Origin of the sequence: Streptomyces sp. NPDC057950 (assembly GCF_042887295.1) — a bacterium.
GTDB classification, from domain to species: Bacteria; Actinomycetota; Actinomycetes; order Streptomycetales; family Streptomycetaceae; genus Streptomyces; species Streptomyces kaempferi.
Window position 1 is genome coordinate 21,278 of the sequence record NZ_JBHVPP010000007.1, and the last position, 24,366, is coordinate 45,643.

The 24,366-nt window shown below is 71.1% G+C and carries 22 protein-coding genes and 2 tRNA genes; 8 read left to right on the forward strand and 16 right to left on the reverse strand.

Translation table 11 applies throughout. The annotated features are described in order from the left end of the window. Positions 1 to 19: 19 nt before the first annotated feature. The 6 genes from ACFVTC_RS13965 to ACFVTC_RS13990 all read right to left on the reverse strand — a co-directional run bounded on the left by ACFVTC_RS13965 (position 20) and on the right by ACFVTC_RS13990 (position 5,734). Positions 20 to 1,351, reverse strand: a complete 1,332-nt coding sequence (locus ACFVTC_RS13965) for an HD-GYP domain-containing protein (protein ID WP_390126819.1) — start codon at positions 1,349 to 1,351, stop codon at positions 20 to 22. Next, a complete protein-coding gene (locus tag ACFVTC_RS13970) occupies positions 1,348 to 2,718 on the reverse strand; it encodes an HD-GYP domain-containing protein (RefSeq protein WP_390126820.1) in 1,371 nt (456 codons plus the stop codon). The genes ACFVTC_RS13965 and ACFVTC_RS13970 overlap by 4 nt, the downstream gene beginning before the upstream one ends. A gap of 240 nt (positions 2,719 to 2,958) precedes the next feature. After that, on the reverse strand, positions 2,959 to 3,261 hold the full coding sequence (gene rsrA / locus ACFVTC_RS13975; RefSeq protein ID WP_148010381.1) for a mycothiol system anti-sigma-R factor: 303 nt from the start codon (positions 3,259 to 3,261) through the stop codon (positions 2,959 to 2,961). After that, positions 3,258 to 3,941, reverse strand: a complete 684-nt coding sequence (gene sigR, locus ACFVTC_RS13980) for an RNA polymerase sigma factor SigR (RefSeq protein WP_153288710.1) — start codon at positions 3,939 to 3,941, stop codon at positions 3,258 to 3,260. Before sigR ends, rsrA begins: the two co-directional genes overlap by 4 nt. Before the next feature lie 307 nt (positions 3,942 to 4,248). Continuing rightward, positions 4,249 to 4,917, reverse strand: a complete 669-nt coding sequence (locus tag ACFVTC_RS13985) for an alpha/beta family hydrolase (protein ID WP_390126821.1) — start codon at positions 4,915 to 4,917, stop codon at positions 4,249 to 4,251. Between the two features lies 1 nt (position 4,918). Further along, positions 4,919 to 5,734 carry an SOS response-associated peptidase gene (locus tag ACFVTC_RS13990; RefSeq protein ID WP_390126822.1) on the reverse strand — a complete coding sequence of 272 codons (816 nt, stop codon included), beginning with the start codon at positions 5,732 to 5,734 and terminating at the stop codon, positions 4,919 to 4,921. Between the two features lie 50 nt (positions 5,735 to 5,784). On the opposite strand from ACFVTC_RS13990, the gene ACFVTC_RS13995 reads away from it, so the two are divergent. The 4 genes from ACFVTC_RS13995 to ACFVTC_RS14010 all read left to right on the forward strand — a co-directional run bounded on the left by ACFVTC_RS13995 (position 5,785) and on the right by ACFVTC_RS14010 (position 9,770). Continuing rightward, a complete protein-coding gene (locus tag ACFVTC_RS13995; protein WP_390126823.1) occupies positions 5,785 to 6,507 on the forward strand; it encodes a M50 family metallopeptidase in 723 nt (240 codons plus the stop codon). Between the two features lie 373 nt (positions 6,508 to 6,880). Further along, a complete protein-coding gene (aroA, locus tag ACFVTC_RS14000; protein ID WP_390126825.1) occupies positions 6,881 to 8,239 on the forward strand; it encodes a 3-phosphoshikimate 1-carboxyvinyltransferase in 1,359 nt (452 codons plus the stop codon). A gap of 16 nt (positions 8,240 to 8,255) precedes the next feature. Then, entirely contained in the window at positions 8,256 to 9,266 is a 1,011-nt protein-coding gene (gene rsgA / locus ACFVTC_RS14005; RefSeq protein WP_390126826.1) for a ribosome small subunit-dependent GTPase A, read from the forward strand. Positions 9,267 to 9,446: 180 nt separating this feature from the next. After that, complete coding sequence (locus tag ACFVTC_RS14010; protein WP_168530141.1) at positions 9,447 to 9,770, forward strand: multidrug efflux SMR transporter; 324 nt, start codon at positions 9,447 to 9,449, stop codon at positions 9,768 to 9,770. 267 nt (positions 9,771 to 10,037) lie between these two features. On the opposite strand, the gene ACFVTC_RS14015 is transcribed toward ACFVTC_RS14010, so the two are convergent. Continuing rightward, positions 10,038 to 10,646, reverse strand: a complete 609-nt coding sequence (locus tag ACFVTC_RS14015; protein WP_390126827.1) for a TetR/AcrR family transcriptional regulator — start codon at positions 10,644 to 10,646, stop codon at positions 10,038 to 10,040. Between the two features lie 332 nt (positions 10,647 to 10,978). Here ACFVTC_RS14015 and hisN point away from each other — a divergent pair, with 332 nt between their 5' ends. Both hisN and ACFVTC_RS14025 read left to right on the forward strand, forming a co-directional pair. Next, the gene (gene hisN / locus ACFVTC_RS14020; RefSeq protein ID WP_390126828.1) at positions 10,979 to 11,779 is read left to right on the forward strand and encodes a histidinol-phosphatase; all 801 of its coding nucleotides are present in this window, start codon (positions 10,979 to 10,981) and stop codon (positions 11,777 to 11,779) included. Positions 11,780 to 12,016: 237 nt separating this feature from the next. Continuing rightward, positions 12,017 to 12,409, forward strand: coding sequence for a cyclic nucleotide-binding/CBS domain-containing protein (locus ACFVTC_RS14025; RefSeq protein WP_390126829.1), 393 nt, complete (start codon positions 12,017 to 12,019; stop codon positions 12,407 to 12,409). Positions 12,410 to 12,499: 90 nt separating this feature from the next. On the opposite strand, the gene ACFVTC_RS14030 is transcribed toward ACFVTC_RS14025, so the two are convergent. Further along, positions 12,500 to 13,972 carry a catalase gene (locus tag ACFVTC_RS14030; RefSeq protein ID WP_390127054.1) on the reverse strand — a complete coding sequence of 491 codons (1,473 nt, stop codon included), beginning with the start codon at positions 13,970 to 13,972 and terminating at the stop codon, positions 12,500 to 12,502. A gap of 126 nt (positions 13,973 to 14,098) precedes the next feature. Between ACFVTC_RS14030 and ACFVTC_RS14035 the strand changes: the two genes are divergently transcribed. Beyond that, positions 14,099 to 14,515 carry a Fur family transcriptional regulator gene (locus ACFVTC_RS14035; RefSeq protein WP_390126830.1) on the forward strand — a complete coding sequence of 139 codons (417 nt, stop codon included), beginning with the start codon at positions 14,099 to 14,101 and terminating at the stop codon, positions 14,513 to 14,515. A gap of 156 nt (positions 14,516 to 14,671) precedes the next feature. Here the strand turns inward: ACFVTC_RS14035 and ACFVTC_RS14040 are convergent. The 4 genes from ACFVTC_RS14040 to ACFVTC_RS14055 all read right to left on the reverse strand — a co-directional run bounded on the left by ACFVTC_RS14040 (position 14,672) and on the right by ACFVTC_RS14055 (position 20,176). Further along, positions 14,672 to 14,745 (reverse strand) — tRNA-Met (locus ACFVTC_RS14040). A 192-nt stretch (positions 14,746 to 14,937) separates the two neighbouring features. Continuing rightward, positions 14,938 to 16,770, reverse strand: coding sequence for a sel1 repeat family protein (locus ACFVTC_RS14045; RefSeq protein ID WP_390126831.1), 1,833 nt, complete (start codon positions 16,768 to 16,770; stop codon positions 14,938 to 14,940). A 308-nt stretch (positions 16,771 to 17,078) separates the two neighbouring features. Beyond that, positions 17,079 to 17,152 (reverse strand) — tRNA-Met (locus ACFVTC_RS14050). 42 nt (positions 17,153 to 17,194) lie between these two features. Continuing rightward, a complete protein-coding gene (locus tag ACFVTC_RS14055) occupies positions 17,195 to 20,176 on the reverse strand; it encodes a UPF0182 family protein (protein WP_390127055.1) in 2,982 nt (993 codons plus the stop codon). A 163-nt stretch (positions 20,177 to 20,339) separates the two neighbouring features. Here ACFVTC_RS14055 and ACFVTC_RS14060 point away from each other — a divergent pair, with 163 nt between their 5' ends. Beyond that, a complete protein-coding gene (locus ACFVTC_RS14060) occupies positions 20,340 to 20,882 on the forward strand; it encodes a PPA1309 family protein (RefSeq protein WP_168530136.1) in 543 nt (180 codons plus the stop codon). Positions 20,883 to 20,916: 34 nt separating this feature from the next. Here the strand turns inward: ACFVTC_RS14060 and ACFVTC_RS14065 are convergent, their stop codons facing one another. The 4 genes from ACFVTC_RS14065 to ACFVTC_RS14080 form a co-directional block, all read right to left on the reverse strand. Further along, on the reverse strand, positions 20,917 to 22,011 hold the full coding sequence (locus tag ACFVTC_RS14065; protein WP_390126833.1) for a PDZ domain-containing protein: 1,095 nt from the start codon (positions 22,009 to 22,011) through the stop codon (positions 20,917 to 20,919). 84 nt (positions 22,012 to 22,095) lie between these two features. Next, on the reverse strand, positions 22,096 to 22,323 hold the full coding sequence (locus tag ACFVTC_RS14070; RefSeq protein WP_390127066.1) for a hypothetical protein: 228 nt from the start codon (positions 22,321 to 22,323) through the stop codon (positions 22,096 to 22,098). 184 nt (positions 22,324 to 22,507) lie between these two features. Further along, positions 22,508 to 22,969 carry a molybdenum cofactor biosynthesis protein MoaE gene (locus tag ACFVTC_RS14075; protein ID WP_390126834.1) on the reverse strand — a complete coding sequence of 154 codons (462 nt, stop codon included), beginning with the start codon at positions 22,967 to 22,969 and terminating at the stop codon, positions 22,508 to 22,510. Between the two features lie 223 nt (positions 22,970 to 23,192). Next, positions 23,193 to 24,308, reverse strand: a complete 1,116-nt coding sequence (locus ACFVTC_RS14080) for an SDR family oxidoreductase (RefSeq protein ID WP_390126835.1) — start codon at positions 24,306 to 24,308, stop codon at positions 23,193 to 23,195. Between the last annotated feature and the right edge of the window lie 58 nt (positions 24,309 to 24,366).

Below are 24,366 nucleotides of genomic sequence, written 5' to 3' on the forward strand. Positions count from 1 at the left end.
GCCGCTCATTACCCATGGGTTACCCAGCCTGGGGCAGGGTAAGGCTGCCCCGCAACAGGACCCTGGCCAGCGACTCCACGACTTCGGGCTGATGGTCGCGGGCCGTGGCCAGCCGCAGCGTCTCCAGGGCGGTCAGGGGCCCTCCCGGCCCTGCTTCCCTGGCCAGCTCCTCGTAAGCGTTCACCGTGCGGACGATCCGCGCGCTCACCGGCTGCTCCCGGTAGGGGTCGGCCTGCCGCTCCACCACCACCGCGACCTCGGCGTCCACCCCGGTCTGGCGTACGACCGCGCCGCCGAGGAGGGCGATACGGCGCTGTTCCTCGGCGGAGAGCGCGCAGGTCGCGCCGGCCGGGACCGGGTCGACGAGGCTGAGCTGTCCGATGTCGTGCATCAGGGCCGCGTACTCCAGAACGGTCAGATCGGGCTCGGAGAGTCCCAGCTCCCTCCCGACGGCACGGCTGAGCGCGGCCACTCTGCGGGCGTGCCCCGCGGGGGTGTAGCCGGCGATCTCGGTCGCCCGCGCGAGCGAGGCGATGGTCTGCCGGTAGGTGACCCGCACGGCCGCGTACCGCCGGAAGGACAGCTGGGTCAGGAGCAGCGGCAGCGAGAACACGGGCAGCGCCCACAACCCCACCACCGCCACCGCGAGCGACATCACGGCCCCGGTCGCGCAGACCGCGGACCCGATGCCGAGGGTGGCCCGCAACTCGTCCCGCAGCAGCGGACCGAACGGCCAGCGGGTCCGGGAGCGCGCCATCGCGGCCGCGAGCACCGCGTCGCACAGCGCGGTCAGCACCAGCAGCGCGACCAGCAGCAGGGCGTACGAGGGGCCGGCCCAGCCCATCAACCTCCCCCGGTTGTACAGGGGTTGGAAGCAGATCGCCGCGAAGCCGACGGTCAGGACGCGCCGGGTGAGGTGGTCGAGGGTCGGGCCGCCGCCGCGGGCGACGTGCGGGACGCAGCCCAGCAGCGCGGCGGCGCTCACGACGGCCACGACCTGGAGCGCGCCGTGCCGGCTGGGGTGCCCCGCCTGCTCGCCCAGCAGCGCGTAGGCCAGCGCGCCCGCGGCTCCGAGGGGAGCGGACTCCCGGTCCTCGGTGCCGCTCCAGCGGGCGAGTTCCCCCACGGCGACGAGGACACCGAAGGCGAGGGCCGTCCCGCGTTCGTCGATACCGCTCCAGAGCGTGACGGCCAGGGCGACGACGCCGAGCAGGGCGGCCCCGGTGCGCGCGAGCGTGCCGAAGGTGTCGGAGTGCGGACCGGTGCGGGTGCGGCCGGCCGGGAACCGGGCGGACCCCGCGTGCCCCTCGGGCGGGCGCGGACCGGAGGCGCTGCGCTCCGCAGGGTTCATGGGCTTCTCCGGCCCGCGCTGTCGGCGGGACGGCTGTCCGTCGGACGGGGGACGGAGGACGCGGTCCGGTCGTCGCCCGCGGTCACCGCGGGGTGCCAGCCGTGCCGGTCCAGGGCCCGGACCAGGGCGCGCACCATCCCGGGGTCGAACTGCGCCCCGGCGCAGCGCTCCAGCTCCGCCAGCGCGGCGGGCACCGGGCGGGCCCCGCGGTAGGACCGGGTCGACGTCATCGCGTCGAAGGCGTCGGCCACGGCCACCACCCGGGCGAACTCCGGGATCTGCCCTCCGACCAGCCCGTACGGGTAGCCGCTCCCGTCGAGCCGCTCGTGGTGGTGCAGGATCGCCGAGCGGGCCTCCCCGAGGAAGCCGATCCCGCGCACCATCTCGTGGCCGTACTCGGGATGCAGTTCGATGATCCGCCGTTCGTCCGGCGTGAGCGGACCGTCCTTGCGCAGCAGCCGGGTGGGTACGCCGAGTTTGCCGACGTCGTGCAGGATCCCGGCGAAGCGCAGCACCTCGGCCCGCTCGTCGTCCATGCCGAGTTCGCGCGCGATCATCATGGAGGCATGTCCGACCCGCTCGCTGTGTCCGCGGGTGTACCCGTCCTTGATGTCGACGGCCTGCACGAGAGCCCGGATGGTGGCCTGGTGGGCGGCCCGCTCCCGGTGGTACTGGGCGAACACCCAGCACGAGACGTACATCGGCAGCAGCACGAGCAGCGCGGCGACCGGCCCGTACGGACTGCGCCACAGGACCGCCATCATCAACCCGGCGAGTCCGTGCGCGGCGACGGAGGCGAGGGAGCGTGAGAAGAGGCCGCGCCAGGCGCCGCGCACCGGCACCCGTTCGGCCAGGGCCAGGATCCCGCCGTCGAGGACGGTCAGAACCAGGCAGAAGGTGAGCACCGCGGCCCCGGCGGGGACGAGCGCGTACGGGAAACGGGGCGCGACGACCGCGTCCCGGCCGTCCAGCGCCCAGTGCACCCGGGAGGCCGCCCAGACCGCGACGGCGAGCTGCGCGGCGCGCCAGGTCCGGCGGAGTCCGCGCGGACGCTGCTCCACCCGGGAGAGCAGCGCCCCCGGCAGTGCGACGAGCGCGGCGGCGGGCGGCGGCAGCAGGAAGGCGCCGGCGAGCAGCACGGGGAGGAAGGTGCCCAGGCCCTGCGGCGCGTGGCGCCCGGCGGCACGGGTGGCGGCGCTCCCGGGGCCGTGCGGCAGGGTGATCCGCTCGCATCCCGCGTAGAGCGCGGCGAGCAGGGCGACGGCCCACCAGGGGGTGCGAACGCCCGGCAGGGGGGCGAGGACGACGAGGGCGGCGAGGACGACACAGGCCACGTACACCCGGGCCCCTGCCGGAATCGTCCGCATCTCGTCGTCCCCTCCCCCGCTCAGGTTCCGGAGCCTAGGGGCGCGGCGCGGGGGCGGGGGCGGCAACGGCCGAATCCGCGGGCTCGAAGCCCGCGGATTCGCACGTTCGGGTGATAACCGGACGATCTCCCCAAGGTGTGCCCTGCTTCCCGAGGGCGAGGACACCCGGCGGGTCAGGACCCTGGGAGTTCAGGACGCCCGGGGGTTCGGGACGCCCGGAGGTTCAGGACGCCCGGGGGTTCAGGACTCCTGCGGTGTCGCGCTGACGTCGTGCTCCGGCACCGTCTGTCCTGAGCGGATCAGGTCGATGCGGCCCATGACCTTCGCCCGCAGGTCGGTCGGTACGTCGTCCTGCCCGCAGCACCGCTTGACCAGCTTCTTCACGGCCTGCTCGAGGCCGTACTTCTCGAGACACGGAGAGCACTCCTCGAAGTGCACCTCGAACTTGGTGCAGTCCGCGTCCGGCATCTCATGGTCGAGGAACTCGTAAAGATGATCGAGTACCTCACTGCAATCCGTCTCGTGCGGCTCTCCGCAGCTCATGAGCCCGAGCCTTTCGCTTCGTTCGACTCTCCGGCGCCGGCCGGGACCAGCCCACGGTCACGGGCGTAGTCCTCGAGCATGCCGCGCAGTTGACGACGGCCCCGGTGCAGCCGGGACATCACCGTGCCGATGGGTGTCCCCATGATGTCCGCGATCTCCTTGTACGCAAAGCCCTCGACGTCGGCGAGATACACGGCGATGCGGAATTCCTCGGGAATCGCCTGCAGCGCTTCCTTGACGTCCGAGTCGGGCAGGTGGTCCAGCGCCTGCGACTCGGCCGACCGCAGACCGGTCGACATGTGCGACTCGGCACGCGCGAGCTGCCAGTCCTCGATCTCCTCGGCCGCGCTGCGCTGGGGTTCGCGCTGCTTCTTGCGGTACGAGTTGATGAAGGTGTTGGTGAGGATGCGGTAGAGCCAAGCCTTCAGGTTGGTGCCTTCACGGAACTGGTGGAAGGACGCGTACGCCTTCGCGTACGTCTCCTGCACCAGGTCCTCGGCGTCGGCCGGGTTCCGCGTCATGCGCAGGGCGGCCGAGTACATCTGGTCGAGGAATTCGAGTGCGTCCCGCTCGAAGCGCGCGGTGCGCTCGGCGGTCGATTCCGCACCCGTGCCCTGGCCCTCGGGCTGCTCCGCCTGGCCGTGTTCGGTCCCTGCGTCGGTCCCAGTGACCGGACCCACCTCCTCCAGCGATGTGGTGGAACCGAAACCGGTCCCACTCGAATCGGAGGATAGACGAACATCCACACCCGCCGCCGCCCGAACGGGAGCGGCCTTCGACGCGTGCAGCACCGTCCAGTCCAGCTCAGCGCTGCTGCGACTCGGGCAGATGGTCGAACCCATGCGGCGGACTTCCTCTCGTTCGAACGGTTCAGCACGGTGTGCTTCCTGCTCGCGACAACAGCCGACCACCGCGCGGCATTCCCAGCGATTCCGTGAGTGACACGTGAGTGACGAGCCCCACCTCCACGGCGGTCACGGGCTCCGGCTACGGCAGTGACGCGCTCCATCGCACGACGCCGTCGGTGACGATCCTCACGGCTTCGTCCTGGTCGAGCGGCGCCCGCCGGGGGACCGCGAAGCCATGATCGGCGTACGGCACCTCGACCAGCTCGTACGAGCCCTCCGGGAACTCCTCCGGTTTCCCGAAGGGGTCGTTGCCGCCCTGGACGACCAGGGTGGGCACTCCGGAGCCGAGGAGTTCCCCGGCGCGGGACTTCTCGGGCCGGCCCGGCGGGTGCAACGGGAAGCCGAGCGCGAGGACGGCCGCGGCGCCGAGCTCCGTCGCCGTGCGGCAGGCGACGCGGGCCCCGGCGCTGCGGCCGCCCGCGATCACGGGAAGCCCGGACTCCGCGACCGCGGGCCACAGGCCCCGCCATCCCGCGTCCAGCGTCTTCGGCGCGGGCGCCAGCTTCTTCCCGGCCACCCGCCAGGGCTGCTCCACGAGCGCGACGCTCACACCGTGGGCGGGCAGCACCCGCGCCAGCGCCCGCAGGTCCCGGGCCTCGATGCCGCCGCCCGCTCCGTGGCTCACGGCGAGCACGAGCCGGGCCCGCTCCGCCCGGTGCCAGGTGAGGCGGGCGGTACCGGCATCCGTCTCGATGAGCTGTGTCACATCGCAGTCATCGGAGTCGGTGGAGTCGGTGGAGTCCGTCACGTCAGAAGAGTGTGCCCTCTTCGGGCCCCTCCAGCTCCTTCAGCAGCTCCGGGCCGTTGTTGCGGACGCTGCTGACGGCGGTGGAGACGGGGTAGGCGCGCATCAGCCCGGTGGGCGGCGGGGTGAGCAGCGTGCGCAGTTCGTCGACGTCGGTGCGGGCCGGGTCGAGCCAGGCGTCCCAGCGGTCCGGGGTCAGCATCAGGGGCATCCGGGGGTGGATGTCGGCCAGGGTCCGCGGGCCCTCGGCCGGGGCCGACGCGAGCGGCGCCGTCTCGGCCTCGGTGGTGATGACGGAGCAGGTCGCCCACCAGGCCAGCGGGTGCTCGTCGGGGAGCGTCCGGTCCCGCCAGAACTCGTACAGTCCGGCCATCGCGAAGACCGAGCCGTCGGCGGGGAGCACGAAGTACGGCTGTTTGCGCGGCCGCTTCTTCCTGCCCTCGACCTCCAGGTCGCGTTCGCCGGCCCCGGTGACCCACTCGTAGTAGCCGTCGGCGGGCACGATGCAGCGCCGGGTGGCGAAGGCACGGCGGTACGAGGGCTTCTCGTGCACGGTCTCCGCCCGCGCGTTGATCATCCGGGCACCGCCCTCCGGCGTCTTGGCCCAGGACGGCACGAGTCCCCAGGTGAGTCTGCGCAACTGGCGAACCGGCCTCGGGCTGTCCGCGTCCTTGAGAGGGCGGTCCAGGACGGCGTAGACCTTCTTCGTCGGGGCCACGTTGTAGTCGGGCGCCAGGGCCTCCTCCGAGTCCCACTTCTCGATCTCGAAGACTCCTGCGAGATCCTCGGGCCCACGACTGGCTGCATACCGTCCGCACATACGTGCAACACTGCCAGATTCCGCGACACCTGAGGGAGCTCCCGCAGACAATGGACAGCACCGCATCCACCTCGCTGGCCTCGCTCTGGGACCAGGTCTCCGGCACCCAGCCGGACCCCGATCTGTGGGTGGTGATAGCCACCCTGGTCGCGGCCCTCGCCGTGATCGTCCCGCACGGCGTCTGGCGCGTCTCCCGGAACACCATCACCATCGCGCACGAGGGCGGCCACGGGCTGGTCGCCCTGCTCACCGGGCGCAGCCTCAGCGGGATCAGGCTGCACTCCGACACCAGCGGTCTCACCGTCAGCCGCGGCAAGCCCACCGGCCTCGGCATGATCCTCACCGCCGCCGCGGGCTACACCGCCCCGCCGCTGCTCGGCCTCGGCGGCGCCGCGCTGCTCGGCGCGGGCCGCATCACGCTGCTGCTGTGGCTGGCCACGGCTCTGCTGGTGGCGATGCTGGTGATGATCCGCAACGCGTACGGCGTGCTCACCGTCGTCCTCACCGGCGGCCTGTTCCTTCTCGTGTCCTGGCTCGCCGGACCCCAGGTGCAGGCGGCGTTCGCGTACGCCGTGGTGTGGTTCCTGCTGCTCGGTGGTGTCCGGCCGGGCTTCGAGCTCCAGGCCAAGCGCCGTCGTGGCGGCGCCCGCGACTCGGACGCCGACCAGCTCGCCCGCCTCACCCACGTACCCGCCGGCGTCTGGCTCTTCCTCTTCCACGCGGTGTCCCTGTGCTCCCTGCTGGCCGGCGCCCACTGGCTCCTGCCCCTCTGACCCCACAAGACCGCACCCCGCGCGTCACAGGGGGTGACCTTGAAGGGGGACCTTGAAGAGGGTCGGCCCTGAAGGGGGTGACCTTGCAGAGGGTTGGCCCTCAAGGGGGTGTCCTTGACGGGTTGCCCCTGAAGGGGGTCGCCCCCGAAGGGAGGCGCCCCCGAAAGGGGCGCGGGGAACTGCGCGCCCAGCCCCCACCGACCCGCACACGCACCCACCCGCCCACCACCCCACCCCGACACACACCAACCCGCACTCACTCCCGCCGCTCCCCTCCCCCACCCCCCTCCCCCACCCAGCGGAGCGTTTTCGTTCAGGTTCCGCCACTTTTGATCAAGATCTCCGCCCACCCCCAGCCACTAAAGTGGGGCCCATGACCGCGAACCCCGCCCACACCGCCCTCTGGCCCGCCCCGCACGCGAGCGGAGCCGTCGACGCGACGGTCCACGTGCCCGGGTCGAAGTCGGTCACCAACCGCGCTCTCGTCCTCGCCGCACTCGCCTCGGAGCCGGGCTGGCTGCGCCGCCCGCTCCGCTCCCGCGACACACTGCTGATGGCGGGCGCGCTGCGCGCGATGGGGGTCGGTGTCGAGGAGACGGTGGCGTCCAGTTCCACGGTCGCGGCGGGCCCGGACGCCTCCGGCGAGGCCTGGCGGATCATCCCTTCGGGCCTGCGCGGCCCGGCCACGGTGGACGTCGGCAACGCCGGCACCGTGATGCGCTTCCTGCCCCCGGTGGCCGCGCTCGCCGACGGCCCCATCCGCTTCGACGGCGACCCGCGGTCCTACGAGCGTCCGCTGAACGGTGTGATCGACGCGCTGCGCCTGCTCGGCGCCCGCATCGACGACGAGGGCCGCGGCGCGCTGCCGCTGACGGTGCACGGCGGGGGCGCCCTGGACGGCGGCCCGGTGGAGATCGACGCGTCCTCCTCGTCGCAGTTCGTCTCGGCCCTGCTGCTCTCAGGACCCCGCTTCAACCAGGGGGTCGAGGTCCGTCACATCGGCTCGACGCTCCCCTCGATGCCGCACATCCGGATGACGGTCGACATGCTGCGCGCGGTCGGCGCCCAGGTGGACACCCCGGAGTCGGGCGGCGAACCCAACGTCTGGCGCGTCACCCCGGGCGCGCTGCTCGGCCGGGACCTGATCGTCGAGCCGGATCTGTCGAACGCGCAGCCCTTCCTCGCGGCGGCCCTCGTGACGGGCGGCACCGTCGTCGTACCCGACTGGCCGGCGCGCACCACCCAGCCCGGCGACCGGCTGCGGGAGATCTTCACCGAAATGGGTGGCTCCTGCGAACTGACCGACAGAGGGCTGGAGTTCACTGGTTCGGGTGCGATCCACGGGATCGATGTGGACCTGGGCGAGGTCGGCGAGCTGACCCCGGGCATCGCGGCCGTCGCCGCGCTCGCGGACTCCCCCTCCACCCTGCGCGGCGTGTCCCACCTGCGGCTGCACGAGACGGACCGGCTGGCCGCGCTCACCAAGGAGATCAACGAACTCGGCGGTGACGTCACCGAGACCGCCGACGGGCTGCACATCCGCCCGCGCAGGCTGCACGGCGGCGTGTTCCACACGTACGACGACCACCGGATGGCCACCGCCGGCGCGATCATCGGGCTGGCGGTGGAGGGCGTGCAGATCGAGAACGTGGCGACCACGGCGAAGACGCTGCCGGACTTCCCCGACCTGTGGGCCGCAATGCTCGGGAACCCCGGAACGCTCGGGAACTGACGGGCGGACCTGGATCATGCGCCGCTACGGCAAGAACACCGACGAGGACGACATCCGCCAGCGGCCGAACCGCAAGGGCAACCGGCCGCGTACGAACATCCGCCCCAAGCACGAGGACGCGGCGGAGGGCATGGTCCTCACCGTCGACCGGGGGCGCCTGACCTGCCTCGTCGAGGACCGTACGGTCATGGCGATGAAGGCCCGCGAACTGGGCCGCAAGGCCGCGATCGTCGGCGACCGCGTCGCCCTCGTCGGGGACCTGTCCGGCGCGAAGGACACCCTCGCCCGCATCGTCCGGATCGAGCCGCGGACCTCGGTGCTGCGCCGGACGGCCGACGACGACGATCCGTACGAGCGCGTGGTGGTCGCCAACGCCGACCAACTCGCCATCGTCACGGCCCTCGCCGACCCCGAGCCGCGCCCGCGGCTGATCGACCGCTGCCTGGTCGCGGCGTACGACGGCGGCCTGGAGCCGCTGCTGGTGCTGACCAAGTCCGACCTCGCTCCGCCCGACGAACTCCTCGAGATGTACGGGGCGTTGGGCGTGCCCTACGTCGTGACCAGCCGCGAGGAGCTGGAGAGCGGCACGGCGGTGGAGCGGGTGCGCAAGCAACTCGACGGCAAGATCACGGCGTTCGTCGGGCACTCCGGCGTCGGCAAGACGACCCTCGTCAACGCGCTGGTCTCGCTGGAACGGCGGCGCAGCACCGGCCATGTCAACGCGGTGACCGGGCGCGGCCGGCACACCACGACCTCGGCGCGCGCGATTCCGCTGCCGGGCAGCGAGGGCTGGGTCATCGACACCCCCGGCGTCCGCTCCTTCGGCCTGCACCACGTGGACCCGTCCCGGGTCATCCACGCCTTCCCCGACCTCGAACCCGGCACCGAGGGCTGTCCGCGCGCGTGCAGTCACGACGAACCGGACTGCGCCCTGGACCAGTGGGTGGCCGACGGTCACGCGGACCCGGCCCGGCTCTACTCGCTGCGCCGGCTGCTCGCGACGCGCGAACGCGCGGAAGGCGACTGATCCCGGTACGCCCATGAGTGTCCCCCCGTGCGGGACGATCGAGGTTCCCTTCGTGACCTCCGCGTTGTTTGCGTCCGTGGCAGCCCGGTAAATGCATAATCGCACCCAGCGCCCTCGGGGACCGCTGGCCTGATCCGAGCCAGACGGAGCAGTCGACGTGCGGACGCGGGAGGACAAGACATGGCGTGGCTGCTGGTCGTTGTGGCAGGAGTGCTCGAAACCGGTTTCGCCGTCTGTCTGAAGCTCTCGCACGGCTTCACCAGACTCTGGCCGACAGTCGCCTTCTGCGTCTTCGCCCTGGGCAGCTTCGGCCTGCTGACCCTCTCCCTCAAGAAGCTCGACGTCGGCCCGGCGTACGCGGTGTGGACGGGCATCGGCGCGGCGGGTACGGCGATCTACGGAATGATCTTCCTGGGCGACCTGGTGTCGACCCTGAAGATCGTCTCGATCAGCTTCGTCATCTTCGGCGTCATCGGCCTCCAGCTCTCGGGATCGGCCCACTGAACCGCCCGTCGGCTGCGGGGCGGGGTCCGATCGTGCGGCGCGGCTCGCCCGCGCGGCGAGACCTTCACCGCCCTCTGCGCCTTCACCGGCCTCTTGATGCTTCACCGGCCCGCGCCTTCACCGGCCCGCGCCTTCACCGGCCTCTTGTTCCTTGACCGGCCTCCGATCCGTCTGTTCCTTGACCGGCCTCCGATCCGTCACCGGCCCCGGGATGTTCATCGCCCTCGGGGCAGGCGCCACCCCTGGGCAGGCGCCACCCCTGGACAGTCACCGCCATTGCCGGGGCAACGCGCCGCGCACCAGGTCCGTCACCCCGCCCTCCCCCGGAGGAGCCGCCACGCACGACAGCGCCAACCGCGTCACCAGCTCGCAGGACCCGGCCAGTTCGACGGCGTCGGCCCGGGTCGTGCCGGGACCGGCGAGCGAGGCGACGGCCCGGTCCCTCACGAGGGCCACGAAGTCGGCCGGCGACGGCAACGGCCCGTCCGCCCGCCGCTGCGCGGGCACCGCGGACGAGGACGGCACCGCCGAGAGCGTCGGCGAGGGCAGCCGTTCGCTCCAGCAGCCGGTGAGCATGGCCCGTACCAGCGCGTTGCCGCGTGCCGCCGTCATGGTCCACTCTGCGGTCGCGACCAGCCGCTCGCGCGCGTCCGCGTGTGCGGCGAGCGCGCGTTCGATGCCGGCGAGATAGCCGTCGGCCTCCCGGCGCACGAGCGCTCGTGCGAGCCCTTCCTTGCTGCCGAACTCGTTGTAGAGCGTCTGCCGGGACACTCCGGCCACGGCCGCGACGTCGACCATCCGCACCGTGGACCACGGCCGACGGGCGAGCGCCGTTTGAGCGGCGTCCAGAAGGGATTCCCGCGCTGCAGGCATCATTCGCCTCCCTGGGGCGAGCGGGCGGCACTGCAGCTCAGATTTGACGCGTGCACGGGCACTGTCAAGGGTTCGCGGCGGCGCCGAGGGGCGTACGCGAGCCGTCGTGCGCCGCGATGATCACCCGACCGTACGGCGGCGTGGGTGACCCCGTCGCCGACAGCGACCCGCCCGCGATCACCCGGCACGGCGACCGTCCGCACGACGGTCACCCGGCACCGCGGCGACCGCCGCCCGGCCCGTTCGTTCCCGTGGTCTGTTCTCCCGGTTTGTTCCCCGGGTTTGTTCCCCGGGCCGTATGGCTGTGGCCCGAGGGACCCATATACGGTGCAGTCATGCCCGACTACCGCGATGACCTGCGCCTGGCCCATGTCCTGGCGGACGCCGCCGACGCCGCGACGATGGACCGGTTCAAGGCGCTCGACCTGAAGGTCGAGACCAAGCCGGACATGACGCCGGTGAGCGAGGCGGACAAGGCCGCCGAGGAGCTGATCCGCGGTCATCTCCAGCGCGCCCGGCCGCGCGACGCGGTTCTCGGCGAGGAGTACGGCATCGAGGGCACCGGCCCGCGCCGCTGGGTGATCGACCCGATCGACGGCACCAAGAACTACGTCCGGGGTGTCCCCGTCTGGGCCACGCTGATCTCACTGATGGAAGCGGTGGAGGGCGGTTACCAGCCGGTCGTCGGTGTCGTCTCCGCGCCGGCGCTCGGCCGCCGCTGGTGGGCGGCGAAGGGCCACGGCGCGTTCACCGGCCGCAGCCTCTCCTCGGCTTCGCGCCTGCGCGTCTCCCAGGTCTCCCGGATGGCCGACGCCTCCTTCGCGTACTCCTCGCTGTCCGGCTGGGAGGACCAGGGCCGCCTGGACGGATTCCTGGACCTGACGAAGGCCGTCTGGCGCACCCGCGGATACGGCGACTTCTGGCCGTACATGATGGTCGCGGAGGGCTCGGTGGACATCTGCGCCGAGCCGGAGCTGTCCCTCTGGGACATGGCGGCGAACGCGATCGTGGTGACCGAGGCGGGCGGCACCTTCACCGGCCTCGATGGACGTCCGGGCCCGCACAGCGGCAACGCGGCCGCTTCGAACGGCGTCCTCCACGACGAGATGCTGGGGTACCTGAATCAGCGCTACTGAGGCTCGGGGGGCCTGGCACCCGGGCCGTCGCTGTCAACCGGACCGGCGCCGCCCACGGGGATTCCTGGACACCACGGGGTGACCTGGGGTTTCTGAGTAACCCCTGGGCGCCCCCGATCTCACGGCACGCGCCCCCTTGTTGACCGTCCCTTTAACTGCGACTCTGAGAGTCCCCCCACTTGTGAACTTGTGAATCCGCTCGCAAGCTCGACGGATTCGTAGGAGGTGGCTCCTTCCATGCTCGTCCGCGACGCCATGAGCACAGTGGTCCTCACCATCGGCCCGGCACACACCCTCCGCCAGGCGGCCCGTCTGATGTCCGCTCGCCGCGTCGGCGCGGCCGTCGTCCTCGACGAGGACGCCGGCGGCGTCGGCATTCTCACCGAGCGTGACATCCTCAACTCGCTCGCCCTCGGCCAGGACCCCGACGCCGAGACCGCCGACACCCACACCACCACCGAGGTCGTCTTCGCCGCCCCGGTATGGACCCTGGAGGAGGCCGCGACGGCGATGTCGCACGGCGGCTTCCGTCATCTGATCGTGCTCGACGGCAGCGGCCCCGTCGGCATCGTCTCGGTGCGCGACATCATCCGCTGCTGGGCACCGGCCCGGCAGCGCGTGCCGGCCTGAGCGGATCCCGCGCGCATACCGGCGGGCCGGACCCCCTCGGAGCGAGGGGGTCCGGCCCGCCGTCGACGACAAGCGGTCCAGTGCTGGTGATCAGCCGCGCAGGGCTTGGACCGCGGCCTCCAGCCGCTTGCCGAAGTCTCCGTCGGCCTGACGGAAGTTGGCGATCGCGCGCTCGGCGATCTCGTCACGGGAGACCTTGGCGATGAAGCCCGCAAGGTTCTCGATCAGACGGCCCCGCTCGTCCTCGGACATCAGCCGGTAGAGGTCACCGGCCTGCACGAAGTCGGTGTCCTCGGAGTGGACCGGGGCCTCATGGCTGCCGGTGCCCGCGGTGAAGCCCGCGGTCGGCCGCCACAGCGGGCGGTCCGTCTGGAACGGGCCGCCGAAGCTGTTCGGCTCGTAGTTCTTGGCGCCGCCGTGCCTGCCGTCGTACAGGGAGCCGTCACGGGAGTGGGTACGCGCCTCGGTGGCGCGCGGGCGGTTCACCGGCAGGTGGTCGGCGTTGACGCCGACGCGGTAGCGGTGCGCGTCACCATAGGCGAAGAGGCGCCCCTGGAGCATCTTGTCGGGCGAGGGGCCGATGCCGGGCACGAAGTGCGCGGGCGAGAAGATCGACTGCTCCACCTCGGCGAAGACGTTCTCCGGGTTGCGGTTGAGTTCCAGCCTGCCGATCTCGATCGGCGGGTAGTCCTCGTGCGGCCACACCTTGGTGAGGTCGAACGGGTTGAAGCGGTAGTTCGCCGCCTCGTCCGCCGGCATGACCTGGATCTGCACGGTCCAGGACGGGAAGTCGCCGCGCTCGATGGCCTCGCGCAGGTCGCGCTGGTGGGAGTCGGGGTCGACGCCGGAGAGACGGACGGCCTCCTCGGTGGTCAGGTTCTTGATGCCCTGGTCGGTCTTGAAGTGGTACTTGACCCAGAAGACCTCGCCGGCCTCGTTGTTCCACTGGTACGTGTGCGAGCCGTACCCGTTGAGGTGGCGGTAGGAGGCCGGGATGCCGCGGTCACCGAAGAGCCAGGTCACCTGGTGGGTGGACTCGGGGGACAGCCCCCAGAAGTCCCACACGTTGTCGGCCTCCTGCGAACCGGTGTACGGGTCGCGCTTCTGCGTGTGGATGAAGTCGGGGAACTTGATGGCGTCCTTGATGAAGAACACCGGGGTGTTGTTGCCGACGAGGTCGTAGTTGCCGTCTTCGGTGTAGAACTTCAGCGCGAAACCGCGGGGGTCGCGGACCGCGTCCGCGGAACCGAGGTTTCCGGCCACCGTCGAGAAGCGCAGAAACGTCTCGGTCTGCTTGCCGACCTCGGAGAGGAACCTCGCGCGCGTCCACCGCGACACGTCACGGGTGAGCGTGAAGGTGCCGTACGCGGCGGCGCCACGGGCGTGCACGACACGCTCCGGGATGCGCTCGCGGTTGAAGTGGGCGAGCTTCTCCAGCAGCAGCTGGTCCTGGACGAGCACAGGGCCGCCGACGCCCGCGGTCTCGCTGTTCTGGTTGTCGGCCACCGGCGCGCCGGCCTCCGTCGTAAGCGGTCCCTGCGTCACGTGCGCCTCCTGTGCCATTCCTGCCCAGACCTGTTCCCCGGTCACTGACGAGCACGATCCTACAATGGACAATGTCTAAGTCAAATCACCTTCCAAAGTCGTACTCGCTCGGGATCTGGTACTCGTGCTGTTAGGCTGAACCGCATGAGTGACCTGTTGGAACGCCTGCGCGGACACGGCTGGCGCATGACCGCACAGCGGCGTGTCGTGGCCGAGGTGCTCGACGGCGATCACGTCCACCTGACGGCCGACGAGGTGCACGCGCGCGCCGTCGCCAAGCTGCCGGAGATCTCCCGGGCGACCGTCTACAACACGCTGGGTGAGCTGGTCTCGCTCGGCGAGGTGCTGGAAGTCGCCACGGACAAGCGCGCGAAACGCTACGACCCGAACGCGCACCGCCCGCACCACCATCTGGTCTGCGCCCGGTGCGGTGCGATCCGCGACGTCCACCCGGGCGGCGACCCGCTGGCGGACCTGCCGGACTCGGAGCGCTTCGGCTTCGCGGTCTCGGACGTCGAGGTCACCTACCGCGGCGTGTGCCCGAACTGCGCGGCGGCCTGACGACCGCACGCCCCGCTCCAAGGAAGCCCCGGCCCCTGAACGAGGGCGGCCGGGGTTTTTCATGGCCGCGCGCCCCCGGGTGAACACCGGGGCGCAAAACGCCAGGGGGAAAACACTCAGGGCCCGGATCAGAAGATCCGGGCCCTGAGTCTTGAGTAGCGGGGACAGGATTTGAACCTGCGACCTCTGGGTTATGAGCCCAGCGAGCTACCGAGCTGCTCCACCCCGCGCCGTTGAACTGAACGTTACGTCACCTGGGTGGACCAGCGCAAATCGCTTTTCCACGGGCTCGAGACCGGTGCCCCCGGCACAGCGGAGGTCCACGGGCGGAGCCCCGGGCGCGGGCGGGGCCTACCGGCGGAGCCCCGGGCACGCACGGGGCCTACCGGCGGAGCCCCTGTTACGGCCGGGACGGGGACGCCTCACGCCGACAGCTCCTCCCGCAACGCATCCCGCAACCGGGCCGCCCGCTCCGACACCTCCGCCGGCCCCAGCGAGACCGCCCGGTCCGCCCACCGCTGCCCCTCGGCCAGCTCGCCCCGCCGCGCGTACACGAGCGCCAGCCGCAACGCCGCCCGCCCGTGCCCCGCGTCCGCCGCCCTTGCCCACCACAGCGCCGCCTCCGGCTCGCTCCCCTCCCGGGCGAGCAGCAGCCCGAGGTTGAACGCCCCGTTCCGCGACCCGGCCTCCGCGGCCTCGCGGTACCAGCGCGCCGCGTCGACCACGTCCCCGCGCGCCGCCGCGAGCATGCCCACCCGCACCTGCGCCCGCCGGTGCCCCTGGGACGCCGCCCGCTCGTACCACTCCTCGCACTCACTCTTCTCGTGCGCGGGCTCCCCCAGTTCGTGCTCCGGCGCGGGTGGCCGGCGCGCGTCGAGCACCGAGGCCAGCCGGTACGCGGCCTCCGCGCTGCCACCGCCCGCCGCGCGGCGCAGATGCCGCTCCGCCGCGGCCTCGTCCCCGTCCCGCAGCCGTGCGATGCCGACCTGGAGCGCGGCCTCCGTGTGCCCGTCGGCGGCGGCACGCTCGTACCACCGCAGCGCCGCGGCGTCGTCGGCCGCGGTGCCCCGTCCGGCGTGCAGGATCCCGAGGTTGAACGCGGCGTCGACGCTGCCCGCCTCCGCCGCCTTGGAGAACCACGGCTCGGCGCCCGCCGCGTCCCCGACCTGGAGCAGCAGCACGGCCAGGGCGTTCGCCGCCTCCCGGTGTCCGGCGTAAGCGGCCTGCCGGTACCACTGCTCGGCCTGCGCGGTCCGTCCCTGCTCGGCGCAGAGCAGCGCGAGGTTGTAGGCGCCGTTGGTGTCACCCGCGTCCATCGCCGCCCGGTACCACCGCTCGGCGGTCTGGGTCTCGCCCCGTTCGGCGTGCAGCGCGCCGAGCGCGTTCGCGGCGTTGCCGTCGCCCTCCTGCGCGGCCCGCAGCCACCACACGGCGGCGCTCTCGCTGTCGCCGGCGTCCCGCAGCAGGAATCCGAGCGCGCAGGCGGCCCGCGCCTCGCCGTCCTTGGCGGACGTCAGGTACCAGCGGCCGGCCTCCTTGAGCTCACCCCGCTTCTCCAGGATGGCCCCGAGGTGCAGCGCGGCCCGCCGGTGCCCGCGCGCGGCGGCCTGCCGGTACCACTGCTCGGCTTCTTCACCGGCGGCCCCGATGACGCCCAGCACACCGCTGACACCGTTGTCGGAGCCCCTTTCGCCCGCGTCCACGGCCTTACGGTCGAGCGTGCGTGCGAGGCGGTACGCGGCCTCGCGGTGTCCCCGCTCGGCGGCCGCCCGCATCCACTGCTCGGCGCCGACGTCACCGCGGTGCTCCAGCAGGTCGGCCAGCGCGTACGCCCCGAGGGCATGGCCCTGCTCGGCGGACTGGCGCAGCCAGTACTCGGCGGCGGGTTCGTCGCCCCGCTCGCGGTGGTAGCGGCCGAGCGCGTGCGCGGCGGCGGCGGAACCCGCGACGGCGGCGATCCGCCACCATCCCGCGGCGTCGTCGGTGTATCCGCGCTGGTGCAGGAGGACACCCAGGTTGTTGGCGGCTGCACGGTCACCCGCGGCGGTGGCGGCGCGCAGCTGGGGCTCGGCCGCGTCGAGATCGCCGCGGCGCAGCAGCATCGCTCCGAGGACGCTCATCGCCTCGACGTCGCCGGATTCGGCGGCGAGCCGCTGACGTGCCTCTTCTGCCGCCTCGCCGGTTTCGTCCCGGTTCGAAGGCTGCACAAAACGCCCTGTCTCCAACAGAGTTGCCTTGTCCCCCATAACGTCCATCGTCGCACCACCTGCAACCCGGCCACACCTGGTATACCGCAGTCAGTGAGGTCACTTCAGCGTTTTGTCGACATGCCCACAGAGAGACAAGTGAAACACAAAATCCCCAACTCCCCACGGATGGCGCAGCCTTCGCGCGTGTCGCCGAGCGACGCCGGTACGCACTCACCCGTCCGGCGGCAAGCGGTCCGCACGCGCACCCGTGCGGGCGCGGCGACACCCGGCGCGCGACGCGGGGAACCACACATGACGGGAACCACACATGACGAAGGCCCGGATCCTTGAGGATCCGGGCCTTCGCCTTTCAGTAGCGGGGACAGGATTTGAACCTGCGACCTCTGGGTTATGAGCCCAGCGAGCTACCGAGCTGCTCCACCCCGCGCCGTTGTGTTGCAACCGTACCACGGCGCGGAGGGGACTCCTTTCAGCTGCTTCCGGAGCTCCCGTCGCCGCTGGGAGTACTGCTGGGGCCACCGCTCGGGCTGTCGCTCGGGCCGCCGTTCTTGTCGCTGCCCTTGTCGCCGCTCTTGCTGCCGCCGCTGCCACTGGGCTTGCCGGCCGCGGTCTGGGCGTCCTCAGCCCGCTTCAGAGCGTCCTGAAGGTCCTTCTGCGCCTGGCCGTACGCCGTCCAGTCGCCCTTCTTGAGGGCTTCCTGGCCCTGCGTGAAGGCCTTCTGGGCGTCCTCGAGCGCCTGCTGGACCGTGGGGTTGCTCGATGTCGGTGGCTTCGTGGTGCCCGTGTCGCCCGGTGGGGTGGTCGTGACGTCCGCCCCGAACACCTTGTTGAGGGCCTGGTCGAGCGTGTCCTCGAAGGCGGTGTTGCCTCCGTAGGTCACCAGCACCTTGCGCAGCAGTGGGTACTTGAGTCCACCACCCCGTACGTAGACGGGCTCCACATAGAGCAGTCCTCCGTCGAGCGGAATCGTCAGCAGGTTTCCGTACTCGACCTCCGAGGCGCCGCCGCTGAGAAGTCTGATGGACTCGGCGATGGTCTGTTCGGAGTTGAACTGGCTCTGGACCTGTTTGGGTCCGTCGACGGGTTCGCTCGTCGGCAGTTTCAGGATTCTGATCTTGCCGTAGTCGCTGGTGCCCGCTTCGGCGTTGACCGCCATGAAGGCGCTCAGGTTGTCCCGGCCGTTCGGCGTGAACGTCGTCGTCAGGGAGAACGCCTGTGCCTGCTGGTCGGGCATCTTCATGCTCAGGTAGTACGGCGGCACCGCGTTGCCCGACTTGTTGCTCGGGTCGTCGGGGACCTGCCACACCTCGCTGCCGCTGAGGAACGTCTGCGCGTCCTTCACGTGGTAGCGGGTGAGCAGTTCGCGCTGGACCTTGAACAGGTCCTGCGGGTAGCGGAGATGCGCCATCAGCGAGGGCGAGATGTTCTTCTTCGACTTCACCGTGTGCGGGAACGCCTTCATCCAGGTCTTGAGGACCGGGTCCTTGGTGTCCCACTGGTAGAGCTTGACGTCACCGGTGTACGCGTCGACGGTGGCCTTCACCGAGTTGCGGATGTAGTTGACCTGGTTCTGCTGGGCCACCACCGCGCGCTGGTTGTTGGTCGCCGTGAGCGAGTCGGCCGTCGTGTCGCCGAGGGTGGTGCGGGAGGCGTACGGATAGCCGTTGGTCGTGGTGTACGCGTCGACGATCCACTGGATCCTGCCGTCGACCACGGCCGGGTAGGCGTCGCCGTCGATGGTCAGCCAGGGCGCCACCGCCTCGACACGGTCCTTGGGGGTGCGGTTGTAGAGGATCCGGGATCCCTCGCCGATCGCGCCCGAGTAGAGGATCTGCGGCTCTCCGAACGCCACCGCGTATGCCGCCCGGTTGACCGGGCTGGAGAGGCTGACGCCGCTGCCGCCCTTGTAGCTGGTCGTCTTCTCCCCGCTGTCGTCGGAGTAGTCGATCTCCTTCTGGGGACCGCCGACGATGGAGTACTGGGTGGTCTTCTCGCCGTAGTAGACGCGCTGCTCGTACGTCCCGAGGTCGCCCTTGGACGGCAGGTCGGACTCGGTGAAGACCGGCCGGCCGCCGGCGGTCGCCGTGGTGCCCTTGGCGGCGACCACGCCGTAGCCGTGCGTGTAGCGGAAGTGGTCGTTGATCCAGTTGTTCTTCGGGATGCCGTTGAGGTTCAGCTCACGCAGCCCGATGACCGTGTCCTGGTCCTTGCCGTCCTTGGTGTAGCGGTCGACGTCCAGGTTGGTCGGGAACGCGTAGTAGTTCCTCATCTGCTGCAGCTGCTGGAACGTCGGGGAGACGATGTTCGGGTCCATGATCCGGATGCTCGCCGTGGAGTCGGCGTCATCGCGCAGCTTGGTCTTGTCCTTGGTGTCGCTCGTGCCCGCGTACTCCGAGACCTTGGTGCCGTCGATGCCGTAGGCCTCGCGCGTCGCCTTCAGGTTCTTCTCGACGTACGGCGCTTCCTTGGCCTGCTCGTTCGGCTGGACCTGGAACTTCTGGACGATCGCCGGGTACAGGCCGCCGATGAGGATCGCGGAGAGCACCATCAGGCCGAAGCCGATCACGGGCAGCTGCCAGGTGCGCCGCCACAGGGTGGCGAAGAACAGCAGCGCGCAGATGACGGCGATGCAGAAGAGGATCGTCTTGGCGGGCAGGTAGGCGTTGGCGTCGACGTACCTGAGGCCGGTCCAGTTACCGGTCGCCTTGAAGTCGCTGGACTTCACGGCGAGTCCGTACCGGTCGAGCCAGTAGGCGACCGCCTTCAGCGCGACGAAGACGCCGAGGAGCACCGAGAGGTGACCGGTGGCCGCCGCCGTGGCGCGCGCCCCCGGGCTGGTGATCCGCAGTCCTCCGTAGAGGTAGTGCGTGAGCGCGGCGGCGATCAGCGACAGCACGGCGGCGGCGAAGCCGAAGCCGAGGAGGAACCGGTACCAGGGCAGGTCGAAGGCGTAGAAGGAGACGTCGAGGTGGAACTGGGGGTCCTTCTGGTCGAAGGGGACTCCGTTCACCCACATCAGCCAGGTGCGCCACTGGCCGGACGCGGACGCGCCCGCGATCAGGCCCACCAGGGCGGTGATGCCGAACAGCAGCCACCTCTTGTACGGCGCGATGCCCATCCGATAGCGGTCGAGGCTCTGCTGCTCCATCGACATGGCGCTCAGAGGCGGTCGCAGCCGGTGCGCCAGCCAGATGTTCACCCCCACCGCGGCCGCCATGAGCAGGCCGAAGACGAAGAAGAGTCCGATCTTGGTCCACAGGGTCGTCGTGAAGACGGACGAGTAGTGGACCGACCGGTACCAGAGCCAGTCCGTCCAGAACCCCGCGAACATGACGAAGGCCATGGCCAGCACGGCCAGCACGCCCAGTGTCATGAGCAGGGTCCGGACACGCCGGGAGGGGCGGCCCACTCTCATCCGTGGCCCCGTCGGGCCTCCGCCGCGGTCCGGCATCTGGAAAGCCAAGGTGCGCACCTCGAAGTCGCTGTTGATCCGTCAGGCCCCCGTGAACGCGGACCATCCATCAGGCTCCGTGATCGTGGAGCCTCACCTATGCAACTTACTCACGCTTTACTCGGTTCCCGCTTCCGGGTACTAACGAGGCAGGATTGTGACCATGTCCAACACTCCCATGGCAGCGAGCCCGCTCACCCGGGCCGTACTCGAGATCGACGAGTACGCCTCAGGCCTCGGCTGGGACCAGCCCGCCCGCCTCTTCGCCCTCGTAGACACCGCGCGACTGCGCACCCAGGAACCCGGCCTCGCGGCCCAGCTCGGTCTGCAGGACGAGACCGAGAGCACCGCCCTCACCCCCGTCGAGCAGGACGAGATCCCTGCCGGCAAGCCGCTGGACGAGTTCCTCGGCACCATCGCCTGGCCCGACGCCGTGGTCGGCTGCGCGCTGACCGTGGAGCGGCTGATGCTGCCGCCGTCCGCCGAGGCCTCCGTTCCGGAGGGGCTGAGCGATAAGAAGCTCGCGAAGTGGGTCGCCGAGCACCCGGACCGTCAGGAGGTCCGCATGACGGTCGGCGTCCTGCGCGACGGGACGCGCGACTCGGCTCTGCGGCTGCGCGAGAAGGACGCGCCGACGGAGGTGCTGACGGGGTCGGGCCTGGTGCCGGGGCTCGCCGAGGCGTTGTCGGCCACGTTCGCGGAGTAGCCCCGGGGCTGTGTGACGGTGCGGATCGCCCGGTCTACTTGACCGTGCACTTCGGCAGGTCGGCCGTCCTGCCGGACCTGATGTCCTTGAGGGCGCTCATCGCGTCGTCGATGGTGTTGACCTTGACGAGCGTGAGCCCCTCGGGGGTGTCCTTGGCGGCGGCCGCGCAGTTGTCCTTGGGCGTCAGGAAGTACTGGGCGCCCTTCTCGCGGGCGCCGACCGTCTTCATCTCGATGCCGCCGATCGGGCCGACGGTGCCGGCGTCGTCGATGGTGCCGGTGCCGGCCACGAACTTGCCGCCGGTGAGGTTGTCCGGGGTCAGTTTGTCCACGATGCCGAGCGCGAACATCAGGCCGGCGCTCGGTCCGCCGACGTCGGCGAGCTTGATGTCGATGTCGAACGGGAAGGTGTGGTCGGTCCCGGCCGAGATGCCGACGATGGCGCGGGAGGCGCCCTTGTCGGCGGACTTCGCCGTGGTGATCGTCACGTCCTGCGTCTCGGTCGCGGTCTTCTTCGCCTTCTCCGCGGCGGCCTGCTCCTTGAAGGGCACGACCGTGAAGACGACCTTCTCGCCGGGCTTGTGGCGGGTGACCAGCTTCGCGACGTCGTCGGGCGCCTTGACCGCCGTACCGTCGACCTTCTTGATCACGTCACCGGCGTGCAGGCGTCCCTCGGCCGGCGAGCCCTTGACGACCGTGGAGACGATCACCCAGGACTTCACCGGGATGTTCAGCTCCTTCAAGGCCGCCACCTTGGCGCTCTCCTGGGACTGGCTGAACTCCTCGGCGTTCTCCTGGGTCGACTGCTCCTCGGTCTTGCCGTCGGGGTACAGCGTGTCGTGCGGGACGATCTTGTTGTCGTGCGCCAGCCAGCCGTAGACGGCCTCGACGAGGTTCATCCGGTAGTCGGCGCTGGTCACCCGGACGGTGGTCATGTTCAGGTGTCCGGTGGTCGCGTATGTCTTGCGCCCGGAGATCTGCAGCACCGGCTCGCCGTCGTGATCGCCCAGTGTGTTCACCGTCGGTCCCGGTGACATCTCCGAGTACGGCACGGTGATGAACACTCCCGCGCACAGGAGCGCGATCAGGATCAGAGTGGAAGCGAGCATCGTCGCGGTGCGGCGTGGCATGTGTCGACACTACGGGACGGTGCTGTCAGCGCACCGTCGGGGCCGCCCGTACGGGTTCCTCGGCCGCGTACGGGCGCCGTGCCCTCAGACCGCGTCGGAGGGGGACTTCTCCAGCGCGTCGGACCGTGCCGGGACGGCCTCGGACCGTGCCGGGACGGCCTCGGACCGCTCCATGGCCGCACGGAAGCGGGCGTAGCCCTCGAGCTCCACGCCGTCTCCGGCCGTCTTGCGATTCCGGCCGGCCCAACTTCCCCACAGTCCGGCACCGATCGCGGCCATAAGCGGAATCAGCAACCAGGCGAGCGACGCCATGCCGACCTCCCAACCCCAACGAGCGACCGCAACTGACTGATCAGCAGATTAACCATTCGCAGTGCTAACGCTCACGCCAGGGGGTCGGTTACGCAAATCGAGCACGTGCGGAGGACCGGTGTGCTCCCTCCGTGGGCGCGCCGGGGCTTCGCCGGGGCTTCGTCCCTGCTCCGGGCCGTGTTCCTCAGCAGGCGCCGACCCACTCCTCCGTGCCGTCGGAGAACTTCTGGTGCTTCCAGATGGGCACCTCGTGCTTGAGGTCGTCGATCAGTCTGCGGCACGCCTCGAAGGCCTCGCCGCGGTGCGGGCAGGACACGGCGACGACGACCGCGAGATCCCCGACGGCCAGGTCTCCGACGCGGTGCACGGCGGCCAGGGCCCGTACCGGGTACTCGGCGGCCACCTTCTCGGCGATCCGGCGGATCTCCGCCTCGGCGCCGGGGTGGCTCGAGTACCCCAGTCCGGCGACGTCGGCACCGCCGTCGTGGTCGCGCACGGTCCCCACGAACAAGGCGGTCCCGCCGGCCGCGTCGTCACCGACGGCCCGGAAGACCTCGTCCAGGGACAGCGGTTCGTCCCGGACCGCCACCAGCCGAATGGGATCCCGCGCGGCCCGCTCTCCGGGGTGTTCAAAGGAAGGTGCCATGCGCCCATGGTGCCGCACCCCCACGACGCCAAGGAATACACGTTTCCCCCGGCTCCGGCGCGGGCCCCTTTGGAGCGTCCTACAGGGTGGGGACTCCAGGGGACTCCTCGGGGGCGGCGCGACGGCCCGGACGGCGGATCCCGTCACGCGTGCCCGGAGGCAGCCCCCAGGGGCCTGTCCTGCCGCCCTGCCGCCCTGCCGTTCTGCCGTTCTGCCGTCCCGTTCAGATCCTGCGCCGGGCCTTCCGCGCGCGGCGCACGATCGCCGCCGTACCGAGCAACGCCACCGTCGCTCCCGCGGCCCCGGCGGCCGTGGCGTCCTTGCGGCCCAGCCGCCGCCCGGCCACCGTGTGCCGACCCGCGACCTCCTCCAGCAGCTCCGCGAGAACCTCCTCGTTGGTCCATCGCGGCCGCCACCCGGCTTCGTGCAGCCGACTGCCGCTCACCACCCAGGGGTACATCGTGTAGGCCAGGTCCCCGGCCGGTGACGGGGTGAGTCCGATCCGGTGCAGGCGGGCCGCGGCCCCGAGGGCGACGGCGGACGGCAGCTCCATCCGCCGGATCCCGCTCAGCTCCTCGACCTCCTCCTGCTCCAGCCACCCGTCGCACCCGACGGCCAGCTCCCCGTCGACCTTCTCCAGAACGGCGTGTTCCAGAGCACTGCACAGGTCCTCGACGTGGCAGAACTGCCAGGCGGGCCGGGACCCGGCCACCACAAGGAGCCGCGGCGACTCGAAATACCTGGTCAGCGCGGTGTCGGAACCGCCACCGACCAGTACCCCGGGGCGCACGACGGTGACATTGAGCCCGGGGTGCGCGCGGGGCGCCCGTCGCGCGAGCCGTTCGATCTCCAGGAGGTCGCCGACCCCGGTGGCCTCGGCGGTCGCCCGCAGCTCGGCGTCCTCGGAGAGCGGCAGCTCGTTGTCCGGCAGCGCCCCGTAGACCATCGCGGAGGTGCACAGCACGACCCGGTGCACCCCGGCCGCCGCGGCGGCCGTGAGCACGGTCTGCGTCCCCCGGACGTTGTAGGCCGTACGGGCGGCCGCGTCCGTCTCCAGATCGAGGTCGAGTGCGAGATGCACCACGACGTCCGCACCGCGCAGCTTCTCCGCGATCGCCGGGTCCCGCACGTCGAGGATGTACCACTGGGCGGCCGCGCACTCGCCCCGACGCTCGTCTATGGCGATGACCTGCTTGATCTCCTCACTGGCGGCGAGCCGCTCGGTGAGCATCGCGCCCACGCCGGACGCGGCTCCGGTGACCGCGACGACGGGCCCGCGCGGGAGCGGGCTGGTTGAGTGGTTTCGCGCTGCGCGAACCTGTGGATCTGGGGAACTCACCGGGCGTCTCCAGCGGTTGTCTTCAGTAACGGACGCGCGTGACGCGTCCGTACCAGGT